Source organism: Maribacter litopenaei (assembly GCF_025244665.1).
GTDB lineage: Bacteria > Bacteroidota > Bacteroidia > Flavobacteriales > Flavobacteriaceae > Maribacter > Maribacter litopenaei.
Window position 1 is genome coordinate 3,348,832 of record NZ_CP104205.1, and the last position, 12,481, is coordinate 3,361,312.

The window sequence follows — 12,481 nt, forward strand, 5'->3', positions numbered from 1 at the left end:
GCGATGGGAATTTTTACTTTTGTTCCAGTTTGACTGTAACTGTCATAAGACCTATGGAAACAAATTCAAATGCATTAAAACGATGTGGGTGGTGCTTGGGCGACCCTTTGTACGAAGCCTATCATGATACAGAATGGGGTGTTCCAGTTATGGATGATGACACCTTATTTGAATTTCTCATTTTGGAAACCTTTCAAGCAGGACTTAGCTGGATTACCATCTTGAGAAAACGTGAAAATTTTAGAAAGGCATTTGACAATTTCAATTATAAAAAAATAGCCTTGTACGATCAAGAAAAAGTAAATGAACTCTTGATGAACGAGGGTATCATTAGGAATAAATTAAAGGTTCATGCTGCTGTATCCAATGCTAATGCCTTTATGAAAATCCAAGAGGAATTTGGAAGCTTTAGTAATTATTACTGGAGATTCGTTGAAAACAAACCTCTAAAAAACAAAGTTGCCAATTATAAAAATGCCCCCGGAACTACACCACTATCGGATACCATGAGCAAGGACCTAAAAAAAGAGGCTTCAAATTCGTTGGTAGTACCGTTGTGTATGCCATGATGCAAGCTACCGGCATGGTAAACGATCACGAAACAAGTTGTTTTAGATATGAAGAAGTATAGACTAATTCTTTTATTACTCCTATTAACTCATTATGCAAACTCACAAAATAAGTATGAGCGAGAATATAGAATTAAGAAAGCGCAGTTTCCATCGGCAGCGTTGGAACTTGTCCAGGATAAATTGCAAGAAGCCCGAAGAATAAAATTCTACAGGGAAACGGATAGCGCTAAGGTAAGTTATGAGGCCAAGTTCAAAAAAAATAGGTTATGGTATAGTGTAGAGTTCAATGAGCAAGGTATCTTGGAGGATGTTGAAATTTTAATCGAAGAAGTAGATATACCATCCGAAACAATGCAGCAAATAAGAGATTACCTAAAAGAATCTTTTACCAAATATAGAATTAAAAGAATTCAGCAACAGTATCCAACATCCACAGAAGAGCCATTGGAAAAAACCATAAAGAACGCTTTTCAAAATTTGATCATACCAAACATAAATTATGAATTGGTCATTGCTGGCAAGAAGGAAGAAGGATATCTTGATTATGAGTTGCTTTTTGGATCAGACGGTTCCTTAAAAAAAATAAGGAAGTCCTTACCACCCAACTATGACCATGTTCTTTACTAAGTATACTATTCTATTCATTTGCTGTGTACTTTATTTGATCCCAAAACAGAGCCAAGGACAAGATAACCTAGTTGGTTATTGGAATCCACAAATTGCCTTAAATTACAATGTAACCTCAAATTATTCCCATAATTTTTCGTTCGAGAATCGCTCCTATCTATACAGGGATTCAAATCTCCAGTTCAATGTTAGGCAAATAGATTTCAATCACTTTTCAGGCCTAAAAATAAGGGATAATCAAACTATTGGATTCGGAATAAAATATAGGATTAAGGAGTCTTTCGACCAAAACACCGATAATGAACTTAGGTTTACCGAACAATATAACATTAACTCCAAAATAGGTAATGTGCGATTGGGCAATCGCTTTCGTGCACAACAAAGAATTACGAATTCGGAACTGTTCATAGGTTTAGATACCGATTTGCCAGTGATTTTCCGCTTATAGGTGAACAGTTAGATGTTGGTGAGCCGTATTTGGTAATTTCGACCGAATCTTTACTGAGCGTTGGGAAATCAATGAACCCAGCATATGACCAAAGAATAACTTCCAAAATTGGTTGGGTCCTAAGCCCAAAGACCAAATTTCAAATTGGAGGTGAATATAGAGCAGAAAATTATACCCGAACCATAGAAAATGAACTATACTTTTTAACCGAGCTTGTTCTAAGTCTTTAATTGTTCCATAAAGGATTCCCTGGGGATTTCCCTTGCACCTAAGCTGGCCAAATGATCAGTGTATAATTGGCAATCAATAAAACGGTAACCCCTTTCTTCTAAATCTTTGGCAAGTTGTATAAATCCAAATTTTGATGCATTTGATTTTTTACTGAACATACTCTCACCACAGAACACATGCCCCAAATCCACCCCATATAGCCCTCCTACCAAACTATCACCTTCCCAAACCTCGTAGGATTTAGCTATCCCTTTTTCATATAATTTAATATAAGCCGACTTCATCTCTTTGGTAATCCATGTACCCTGTTGCCCCTCTCTTTCAATAGAGGAACATTGTTCCACGACACGTTCAAAACATGAGTTAACAGAAATACTAAAATTGCCTTTCTTGATAATCTTTCGCATGCTTTTTGAAATCCTTATTTCGGTTGGATATAATACCATTCTAGGATCTGGGCTCCACCATAAAATCAAGGAATCTTCATTGAACCATGGAAAAATTCCACTTTTATAGGCCAAGAGTAATCTTTCAGGGGACAAATCTCCCCCTACGGCCAAAAGTCCCTCAGAATTGGCTTGTTCTACTGGAGGGAAATATAGTTCCTTATCCAAAAAATAAATTGAATTTTTACCTCGTTGCAATTACAATCCTTTTAGTTCAAATTACACATAAGCCCAAAAAAGCAAAAACTTGTTTAACCTTTTCAGGCAAAACAAGTTTTAAAATATTAGTACGCTTATATGGTTTCTTCTACTCTAAAAGATGATTTAGAATGGCAAATCGTCATGATCTTCCTCATTGAGGTTGTCAACGGGCTCAAAAGCTTCCATTGGTGGTATAGGTGGCATTCCATCAGGTTGTGAAGGGGCTAAGCTTTCTATTCTCCAACCTTGTATGGAATTGAAATATTTGGTCTCTCCTTGAGGGTTCGTCCATTCCCTTCCCCTCAAATTTATACTGATCTTAACATCTTGACCCACGTTATAATTGTTCAACAAATCACATTTGTCCTGAACAAACTCGACCATAATATGTTGCGGGTATTGCTCATCTGTGGTCACTACTACCTCCCGTTTTCTAAAACCGTTGTTTCCAAAAGTTTTAGTATCTCCTATCAATTTAATTTTTCCTTCTAATTCCATCTTAATGCTCTTTTACTACTGAAATCAAAAATACATAAAATGTACGGGGAATAAAACTGTAAGACCAGCAATGCACAACAAATATTTACATTTTGGGTTATCTTTAGTAGAATAAAATTTACTGGATGAATTTTAGTCCTAAAAACAAGACTACCAACATATTCTTAGTCATCGGCTCCTTTATTGTTGTGAGCTTGATTCTTTGGAATACCAATAGTTTTTTTAAGACCTTTAAAGAGGAAGAGCGTCTAAAAATGGAGATTTGGGCCACCGCCCAATCAGAATTTTTGCAATCGGCCGAAGATGTTGATTTAGGCAGTCTTCACTTAAAGGTTTTCCGAACAATACCTCTACACCCATGATCCTTATAAATAAGGATAGTTCTATTAGAACAAATAATATACCGTCCGAACTTGCTGCTGATTCCTTATATATATCCAAAAAACTAAGGCAGTTCCAAGACGAGAACGTTCCCATTTCCATTGATCAGCAAGGAGAACATCTTGCAACGCTTTACTACGGAAATTCAGAGGTTTTGAACAAATTGAAGTTTTACCCCATCGCCCTTTTATTGATAATTTTGTTATTCGGCGCGGTTATTTATTTTTTATTCAAAACGAACAAGGCTTCTGAACAGAACAAATTATGGGCTGGGATGGCGAAAGAAACAGCGCATCAAATTGGCACTCCCCTTTCCTCGCTATTGGGTTGGAACGAAATATTGAAAACAGAAAATATCAATTCTGATATCACCAAGGAAATAGAAAAAGACATAGCCCGTTTACAGACCATAACCGAAAGGTTTTCTAAAATAGGCTCTCTTCCCGCCCTTGATGAGTGTGATATTGTTAAAGAGACCAAGAATGCTTACGACTATCTTAAAAGGAGGAGTTCTAAATTGATTCACTTTTCATTCAATTCCAAAGTAGAAAACACCCCAGTTTTGTTGAACAAATCACTTTACAACTGGACCATTGAAAATTTGGTGAAGAATGGCATCGATGCAATGAAAGGCAAGGGAAGTATAGCTATCGAGATAGAACCCAATGGAAAATTCGTGAATATTCTTGTGGCCGATACCGGTCAAGGAATCCCTAAGAGTAATTTTAATACTATTTTTAACCCTGGCGTAACCACAAAAAAACGAGGATGGGGCTTAGGCCTATCCCTCGTTAAAAGAATTGTGGAGGAATACCATAACGGTAAGATAAAGGTGCTTTCCTCGGGAAAGGAAGGAACCATTATGCAAATAACGCTCAAAGTACACCAATAGTCATGGCAAAGGAAAAGTTGAAAGTAATAAAGGAGGCAGACTTAACGAACAATTGTCCGGAGTGTTTTAACCAAGATTTAAAACTTACCTTTTACCAAAAACATACCTATGAATCTCTTTTTCCATAAAACAACGAACGAGATTACCAATCAAATAGTCTGTAGAAAATGTAGTTCTATGATTTATCCCGTTAAATGGACCGATGACATTGAGCGCATGTTCGATTATTATCAAAAAACAGTGGTTCCGGAGAGAAAATCTACTAAACCGACCTTTCTATTTTTTATAGTTCTCTTGTTGATGTTGGCAATAGTAGGTGCGGGAGTTTATTTTTATCCGGGCGGTACCATTAAAGTTTAGAAGCGATGGTTTTGGCTATCCCTTGAAACTCCTCTTCTGATAACTTCTCCTTCTTTTGAAAGGTGGCATCCTGCATTGAGTTCAAAGGAATCAAATGTACATGCACATGAGGTACTTCAAGGCCAATGACCGTTAACCCTACACGTTTGCAATCAATTACAGCTTCAATAGCCTTTCCCACTTTTCTCGGAAAATGCCATTAATCCCATATAAGTGGTTTCATCAAGATCCAAAATCTTATTTACCTCAACCTTGGGTATGCAAAGTGTATGTCCCTTTGCATTAGGGTTAATATCCAAAAATGCCAAGAAGTTTTCATCCTCGGCGACTTTGTAACAAGGTATTTCGCCTTTAATTATTTTAGTGAAAATTGTCGCCATCATTTAAAGTTTTAAAAACAAAAATCCCATCATGCGAACATGATGGGATTAAAATTAAGTAATTAGAAACTTCTATTCCCTTGTGATTTCCAAAATATCGAATTTCATGGTACCATTTGGAACGGAGATTTCTGCAACTTCCCCGACGCTCTTCCCCAATAATCCTTTCCCAATAGGAGAGTTTACAGAAATTTTACCCGATTTTAAATCGGCTTCACTTTCCGCTACCAATTTATATTTCATCTCCATACCATTGGTCTGATTCTTTAACTTCACAGTGGACAGTACAAGAACCTTCGAGGTATCCAATTGGGATTCGTCTATTAGACGAGCATTGGCCAATGTGGCCTCCATTTTAGAAATTTTCATTTCCAATAATCCCTGGGCCTCCTTGGCGGCATCATATTCGGCATTTTCGGACAAGTCGCCTTTATCCCTTGCATCTGCAATAGCTTGGGAAGCCTTTGGCCGCTCCACATCCCTCAAATAATTCAATTCCTCCTTTAGCTTCTTTAATCCTTCCGCGGTGTAATATGATACGTTACCCATTGTTTCCTCGTTTTATAAATAGCAAAATCCTCTATAACAGCCATATACCCGTGACTTTTTTAGAGAGGATTTCGTACAAATATATATAATTTTGCGCAACTTTGTGTATCCATACCCCAAACATTCTTAGCAGATGAAACGAATATCAGGTCTTATAATTTTACTACTTTTTTTGGCATGCGAAAACAATAGTACCAACCGAAATCCGTATTTGCAAGAAATCAATTTTAGGTTCGATGCCAATCTCAATCTTCCTCTTTATAGCCCTTTGACAAATACCGGAAGTGCTGTATTAGTCACCCAAGATGGTGTAGGAACACGTGGGGTGTTTATCATCAATGCAGGGTTTAATCAGTTTAAGGCATTTGAAGCCAGTTGCCCAAACCATGTTCCCAACGATTGTTCTACCATGACCTTGAATGGACAAGTAGCTACATGCTCTTGTGAGGATTATGAATACAGCCTTTTTACAGGCCAAATGTTGAACAGGCCGGACGATGGTAATCGATACTACGATATGCTGGAATATAGAACCAGTTTTGGAGGTGGTAGTGTTACCGTATCTAATTAAAGTTTAAGCCCCAAACAACAAAATTTATTACTTGGGGCTTTAGTTTATACCCGAATTAAAAATTTACGGTAGCTCCCAATAAAAAATTTATCCCCGCCTGAGGATAAAAGCCTGCACCCTCTATAGTGGTAATCACGCCTGGATTTGAAAAATCATCATCATACGTAAAAAAATATCCGTTGGACACGATATCGGCATCGAACAAGTTGTTGACCAAACCAGGAAAATATAATACTCTTCACAAACCCGTTCAGGCCTAGTTCATATTGAACATTCAAATCGGTTTGGGAATATGCATCCAGTACAGAGCCTTCAGAATCAATATTTCCCATGTATTGCTTGCCCACATATTTGGACAACAAGGAAATTTGGAATGCCTCTACGGGGTTGTAGGATATTAAATTTCCCGCAACAATATCCGGGGAATAGGCTATGTTGGTATTCCCCAAATTCTGTAACCCGCCATCCCTTTGAAACACAAAATCCTGATTCTTGTTTGTACTTAGGGTAATATTGGGCCTCCATATAAATTTATCCCCTAAATGTACTTGCGCATCCACTTCAAGACCAAAACGGTAACTATCCCCTATATTGGCCCTTAGAGGAGCCCCAACGTCGTTCAGTTCCCCTGTCAACACCAATTGATCCTGATATTTCATATAATATATATTGGTGTTCACCTGAACATCCGGTGTTATATAACGCCATCCCAGCTCCCAATCGTCCAATTTTTCTCGGTCTAGGGCTTCCATTTTCATAATCGTTTCTATTAGGTTCCCTACTGGCGTTTGCATAGGAGAAATAAAAATTATTGTTTCTGTTTAAATCATAGGTGATACCCGCCTTGGGATTAAAGAAGTTAAAGGTATCATCTACCAAGCCAGTATCATCCCCGTTGGCTTGATACCCAACCGTTCTGTACTGAAGGTCTCCATAAAGCGACCAACGGTCGTTCAGCTTATAATTTACCTTTGAATAAATATTAAAATCCGATTTTTTGGAGGTATCATCATAATATCGTTCACTATAATCGCTATTACTCGCAAATCTTGCCCAAATGACTTCTCCAAAATGGTCGCCCTCATAATTGTTCCATCCCCCTCCAAAAATCAGGTTAAGGTTTTCCTTATTGTAGGTCGCAGAAAAGACCGTACCATAAAAATCATTGTCTAACCAACGTCTGCGAATCAAGTCCGTTGTGTTCACTTCTTCTCCGTCTACGTTCAGAGTTTCAAAACCATAGGTTGAAAAATCGTCATCTTCCCTGTACTGTTCAAAAAATCCCCTACCCCTTGTATAGTGCAAGGCGATATTTGTGCTCCAATAATCGGAAAGCTGCTCATTCCACAAAAGTTGGGCGTGGTCTTGCTTATAATTGTCCACCTCGTTTTCATAGAATTGGGTATTGCCATTTTCATCCTCATAAATTCCCGAAGGGTTATAGGTGCGATTTGTCCGAAGCGTCTCCGCATCGATACCGTACCAAGCTTGATAGGTAATTTCATGTCCTCCAAACAGCAAAGCCTTTATCAAGGTATTATCATCCTTATAAGCTCCTTGTAAAAAATAAGAATCTAAATCTGATGAAGCTCTATCTATATAACCATCGGAATTTATTCTAGAAAGTCTACCGGAAATCTCTACCATATCATTCAAAAGACCGGTACTAAATTTAATATTGCGGCGAAAGGTGTTGAAGCTCCCATATGAGGAAGAGATCTGTGCATAGGCATCCCGCGAAAACCCATCGGTCAATAAATTAAGACTTGCGCCAAAAGCACCAGCACCATTGGTTGAGGTGCCCACTCCCCTTTGTAACTGTAGACTTTCAGTAGAGGAGGCGAAATCGGGCATATTTACCCAAAAAGTCCCTTGTGATTCTGCATCGTTGTATGGAATCCCGTTGATAGTAACATTTACACGGGTCGCATCACTACCGCGCACACGTATACCTGTATATCCTACTCCCGCACCGGCATCTGAGGTAGTTACCACCGATGGCAGAAAATTCATAAGTACGGGAATGTCCTGCCCAAGGTTTCTTGGTTTTATTTGTTCCTTGGTCAAATTGGAAAAGGTGACGGGCGATTCTTTGGTAACCCGGACTGCCGATACAAAAACTTCGTCTAAGACTACCTTTTTCCCTTCTAGGGAATCCGTTGGTTGTTGTTGGGCAAACGAGCCCATGGTTAGCCCAAAAAGGGCCATTGTTGCGAACATAGAGTATTTCATTCGTAAAAGTGTTACGAATAAAAGGGGCTATTATTCTAAATTAAACTTGATTGTTGTCCAACTAAGGACTTTGATAATCCAAATGTGGCGATTGCCATCCCTTGGCAGCATTACCTGCCCAGGTTCATTGGGTATAATCTCAGCTTCCTCCGTTCTCGGATTCGGCACCCCTTTGAGATGGGACAAAATTACACCACTTCCATCTATTAATCGATATTATTTTGTAAAAAAGTAACCAGAAAAAAGGGAGCTGACCGACCAGCTCCCTTTACAACCACCAAAACTAATACAGGACATATTCATTGGATACAAACCAAAACCCTTCTGAAAACTCTCAAAACACAAATAGTACAAAATCGTAAAGCCGTGTTTCTATTGATTGATCCTGAATCCTGATGATCCCCTTACAGTCAACGGTTAGTGTTTTACTTTCAGGGCTCTTACGTTTCTTTACATATACTAAGACCCGGATGCAATTTGGAAGTCACCTCATAAGCGATAAAAATTGATTCAAAACTTACATTTTTTGAAAATCAACCCCTAATGAATACTTTTTAATTGATTTTGGTTTTGAAAATTGAAAGGAAATTATGCCCAAGCGAATAAGAAAGCATAAAAAAGGCTGCAAATGCAGCCCTTTACTATCCGAAATTAACCATCTTATCTCTTCTTATTGGTAATCCAGTTCCCATAAGGATCAATATAGACCGTTCTTCGCGTTCCGCTCTTCAAGACCATGACCAACTTAAATATTCCTTTGGAGTTTCTGTATGCCGCACCCAACTTGGAGGTGGGGTATTCTTTTAAAATCTCTTCCACAACTGCAGGTGTCAACTCACTCGAAGGGATTCTTTCATAATCATCATTTATTATTTCCTTGCTTGAAACCTGATTCATTTGATTGGCCTTAGCATGAACATTCAAAACCATTCCAAATACCACTAAGGCAAATAAGAGATACTTTTTCATTTCAATTTTTTAATGTTAATGATTCGTACTTTATTTTAATTACGGAACTTATAACCAATTGGATGTTTTAATCAAAAACTTTAATTTTTTTTTAGGCCTCGAAGAGATTGCAAATAGACTATACATTAGTAAAGAATTAAATCTTTGGCATAAAAAAGTGTCTTACGCCTGATGCGAATCCTTTAGCAAATCCAATACGGTCTTTACCGGGTTAAAAGTCACCAAAGGTACTTCTACAAAAATTGTGTTCCAATGAGCCATGGCCCCATTCCATAGACCAGGAAGCTCCAATGCCTTTAATTCCTTTCCATTCATGGTTTTATCGGTAATAAAACCCTGTTTGGGGTCTACAAAGTCCATCAAGTTATACTTTTCCCCTTTGTAGTCCCGAATTCCACAGACCAAGTCCACGGGATTAAAATGGGTTGAGTTTTGCAGTATATCAACTTGATCTGGGTCATCCATATCTATTTGGGCCGATTCGATAATCTGAAGTGAAACATCTCCATTGGCACTTTTTATCCAAAACGGACCTCCTCCCGGTTCCCCCTCATTTTTCACCATACCACAAATCCGTATGGGCCTGTTGATTCTATTCTTTAGTAGTTTAACCTTTTCGGCCTTTGATAAACCATCAAAATTCTCTTTGAATTTTACGTTCAATTCTTCTGTCAAAAATTTCCGGATGTTTCCCGGATTATCCTCAGTAATACTATCTCCATCCAACATATTGGCAAACTCAAACGCCTTTTCCTGTACTTTCAATAGGACTCCAGCGAGTGTTTTCTTACTATCCGCCACTGCTTTTGCGTCCGCCATAACAGCCACGTTATCAATGTTTTTAATAAATATAATATCGGCGTCCTGTTCGTTCAAATTTTCAATTAAGGCACCATGACCGCCCGGCCTGAAAAGTACTGTACCATCCGGGTTCCTAAATGGTTTGTTTTCCATATCTACGGCGATGGTATCCGTTGACGGTTTTTGAAATGAGTAGTCCACCGTATAATCGATTCCCGTCTCCTTAGAAACGCGATCACCTACTTGATTTAATTCAGACTGAAACATTTCCTCATGCTGTTCGGATATGGTAAAGTGCAGCTTTGATCCTCCTGAAGAACTTGCATACAGTGCACCTTCCTTTAAATGTTCCTCAAAAGGGGTTGCAGTTGTGTATCCATATTTATGAAAGGGTAATAATCCCTTCGGATAAAAGCCATAGTTTAAAGCATCGTCGCCTAATAGTTCCTTTACAAACAAATAGACCTTTTCGCCATTGGATTTAAAGTTACTTGGAAGCCTATCCATAACTTTTTTATAAAATGGCATATTCTCCAATCCTTCCGACAGTTTTTTAATGTCCTTGTCATTGGTACGCTTCAAGTACGATTCCAAAGATTCCGAATTATAATCATAGCTATCCAAAAAAGAAAAAAGAGCCTTGAACATCCTAGATGCCGCCCCGGAGGCAGGCACAAACTTGAGTATATCCAAGTCCTTAACTTTTGATTCATATAACTCAATCAATTCCCTTTCCTCCTCCTCTTTAAAACGAAGAATACCGTTACCTACAACAGCGGCACTTTGTAAGTTCACAAAGGGAATTCCCTCTTTAAACGTATTGATTTGATTCTCTACTTTTTCCTTGGCAATCCCTTTACTTGCCATTTGTTTCATATCCTGTTCCGAAAGTGTTATCATTTTGCTCGTAAATTATCGATGTGTTCAACTGCGCGCGTTAGGCGTTCCTTTTTATTTCCTTTTAAGATAATAAAATTGCGATGATACTTTTCCAATGTTGCCTTGAAATATTCAAACATTTGGTCCCTTTCATTAGGTTTGTCCCTAAGGTCGTCGGCCTCCCATGGAATATCAATATACGTTAGCAAATAAAGATCATAAGAATTCTCTAAAGCGTACTTCTCCAAAATAGGGTCACAATCCCCTACATAATAAGCCTCTGAATATACCTTTGTTTCCAATAAATCCGTATCGCAAATAAGTATATCCGTGGCTTTTTTGGTCAGTTCATTTTCCAATCGCATTTGGCCCTCAGCTATGGGAAGCAGGTCTTCCGGTTCACAGGTCTTTCTTTCATTATTCCATTTGTTCTGTAGATACTCCCGCGCATATTCGGGAACCCAAACCGTATCGTAATGTCTCGGCCAATTGTTCCGATAGGGTGGTCTTTCCTGTAGATTCAGGTCCAAAAAGAACCACTTTTAAGATGCTCGAAGGTTGTTGTCTATACTTTTCTTCCATTCAAAATAGCCTTGGATAGCCAAGATGGTAAATATAAGGTATTGCAAGGAAAGCATTCCCCAACCCCTGTATGCATACAAAGGAACAGTAATAATATCCGCCAATATCCAAAGTGTCCAGTTCTCCAATTTTTTAAGCGCCATATACCACATTCCTGTAAAGAAAACTCCGAAGTGAAAATATCGATGTAATTAGATGTTCCAACTTCTACATCAAAAATCCAATAAACGAAGTAGGTAACGATCATTGTTAGGAGAAAAAGTCCAAAACCGATTATTTTTTCCTTTAAATCGATCCTGGAAATTTGAACTACCCTTTTATTATTCTTGGTCCTTGCCCAGTTCCACCAACCATAAATGCTCATGACCGAAAAATAGAAATTCATCATCATATCGCCCATTAAACGATCCCTGTACAGTAGATAAACCGTAAGGACGGTGGCAACCAATCCGGTTGGATATACCCAAATATTCTCCTTTTTTGCATACCAAACACTAAGTATACCAGTAATAAATACAATGGCTTCTATTACAATAATAAAAGTCTCCTTATCCTTATAAGATCCAAGGAAAAAATCAAAAATGGGGCTCATATTCGCTTCTATCGGACTTTACCAGTTTCATATACATCAAGCCCTTATCCATGAGTTCAAAGGCAATTTTTATTTCGGTCTTAAGTACGTCCATAACAACATCATATGGGCCAAATACTTGTGTACTTAAAGGGTTCTCTAAAATGACCAAGTCAGAACTTCTCAGTTTTTTTATAAAGTTGATGATGTGTTTCTCAAAATCGTCCTGTAAAGGAGAGAAGGTAAGTTCTACGGATATGTCCATGGAATTTTATTTTGGTAAATATATTT

9 protein-coding genes and 7 pseudogenes are annotated in these 12,481 nt (G+C 38.1%); 6 read left to right on the forward strand and 10 right to left on the reverse strand.

From position 1 onward, the window contains the following. Window positions 1–53: 53 nt before the first annotated feature. The 3 genes and pseudogenes from NYZ99_RS18075 to NYZ99_RS18085 all read left to right on the forward strand — a co-directional run bounded on the left by NYZ99_RS18075 (window position 54) and on the right by NYZ99_RS18085 (window position 1,877). Window positions 54–631 (forward strand): annotated as a pseudogene (locus NYZ99_RS18075) (DNA-3-methyladenine glycosylase I). Beyond that, window positions 618–1,199, forward strand: coding sequence for a hypothetical protein (locus NYZ99_RS18080; protein ID WP_260572575.1), 582 nt, complete (start codon window positions 618–620; stop codon window positions 1,197–1,199). Before NYZ99_RS18075 ends, NYZ99_RS18080 begins: the two are co-directional and overlap by 14 nt. Continuing rightward, window positions 1,186–1,877 (forward strand): annotated as a pseudogene (locus tag NYZ99_RS18085) (DUF2490 domain-containing protein). Before NYZ99_RS18080 ends, NYZ99_RS18085 begins: the two are co-directional and overlap by 14 nt. Here NYZ99_RS18085 and aat read toward each other — a convergent pair. Then, entirely contained in the window at window positions 1,866–2,501 is a 636-nt protein-coding gene (gene aat / locus NYZ99_RS18090) for a leucyl/phenylalanyl-tRNA--protein transferase (protein WP_260575277.1), read from the reverse strand. The pseudogene NYZ99_RS18085 and the gene aat overlap by 12 nt on opposite strands. 147 nt (window positions 2,502–2,648) lie before the next feature. Next, window positions 2,649–3,023 (reverse strand): DUF3127 domain-containing protein, encoded by a 375-nt coding sequence (locus tag NYZ99_RS18095; protein ID WP_260572577.1) that lies wholly within the window; start codon window positions 3,021–3,023, stop codon window positions 2,649–2,651. Window positions 3,024–3,148: 125 nt separating this feature from the next. Between NYZ99_RS18095 and NYZ99_RS18100 the strand changes: the two are divergent. Both NYZ99_RS18100 and NYZ99_RS18105 read left to right on the forward strand, forming a co-directional pair. Then, window positions 3,149–4,296 (forward strand): annotated as a pseudogene (locus NYZ99_RS18100) (sensor histidine kinase). Between the two features lie 108 nt (window positions 4,297–4,404). Next, complete coding sequence (locus NYZ99_RS18105) at window positions 4,405–4,656, forward strand: hypothetical protein (protein WP_338039111.1); 252 nt, start codon at window positions 4,405–4,407, stop codon at window positions 4,654–4,656. Here the strand turns inward: NYZ99_RS18105 and NYZ99_RS18110 are convergent. Then, window positions 4,646–5,036 (reverse strand): annotated as a pseudogene (locus NYZ99_RS18110) (HIT family protein). The gene NYZ99_RS18105 and the pseudogene NYZ99_RS18110 sit on opposite strands and share 11 nt — an antisense overlap. Before the next feature lie 72 nt (window positions 5,037–5,108). Continuing rightward, window positions 5,109–5,585: a transcription elongation factor GreA gene (gene greA, locus NYZ99_RS18115; RefSeq protein ID WP_260572578.1), complete on the reverse strand. Its 477-nt coding sequence runs from the start codon at window positions 5,583–5,585 to the stop codon at window positions 5,109–5,111. A 133-nt stretch (window positions 5,586–5,718) separates the two neighbouring features. Between greA and NYZ99_RS18120 the strand changes: the two genes are divergently transcribed. Next, a complete protein-coding gene (locus tag NYZ99_RS18120) occupies window positions 5,719–6,156 on the forward strand; it encodes a Rieske (2Fe-2S) protein (RefSeq protein ID WP_260572579.1) in 438 nt (145 codons plus the stop codon). Between the two features lie 55 nt (window positions 6,157–6,211). On the opposite strand, the pseudogene NYZ99_RS18125 reads toward NYZ99_RS18120, so the two are convergent. The 6 genes and pseudogenes from NYZ99_RS18125 to NYZ99_RS18150 all read right to left on the reverse strand — a co-directional run bounded on the left by NYZ99_RS18125 (window position 6,212) and on the right by NYZ99_RS18150 (window position 12,455). Beyond that, window positions 6,212–8,388: pseudogene (locus tag NYZ99_RS18125) on the reverse strand (TonB-dependent receptor). A 660-nt stretch (window positions 8,389–9,048) separates the two neighbouring features. After that, complete coding sequence (locus tag NYZ99_RS18130; RefSeq protein ID WP_260572580.1) at window positions 9,049–9,357, reverse strand: hypothetical protein; 309 nt, start codon at window positions 9,355–9,357, stop codon at window positions 9,049–9,051. 162 nt (window positions 9,358–9,519) lie between these two features. Continuing rightward, the gene (locus tag NYZ99_RS18135; RefSeq protein WP_260572581.1) at window positions 9,520–11,058 is read right to left on the reverse strand and encodes a DUF4301 family protein; all 1,539 of its coding nucleotides are present in this window, start codon (window positions 11,056–11,058) and stop codon (window positions 9,520–9,522) included. Continuing rightward, a pseudogene (locus NYZ99_RS18140) lies at window positions 11,055–11,619 on the reverse strand (AAA family ATPase). The gene NYZ99_RS18135 and the pseudogene NYZ99_RS18140 overlap by 4 nt, the downstream one beginning before the upstream one ends. Beyond that, a pseudogene (gene pnuC / locus NYZ99_RS18145) lies at window positions 11,580–12,211 on the reverse strand (nicotinamide riboside transporter PnuC). The pseudogenes NYZ99_RS18140 and pnuC overlap by 40 nt, the downstream one beginning before the upstream one ends. Beyond that, window positions 12,195–12,455 carry a hypothetical protein gene (locus NYZ99_RS18150; RefSeq protein WP_260572582.1) on the reverse strand — a complete coding sequence of 87 codons (261 nt, stop codon included), beginning with the start codon at window positions 12,453–12,455 and terminating at the stop codon, window positions 12,195–12,197. Before NYZ99_RS18150 ends, pnuC begins: the two are co-directional and overlap by 17 nt. Window positions 12,456–12,481 lie beyond the last annotated feature (26 nt).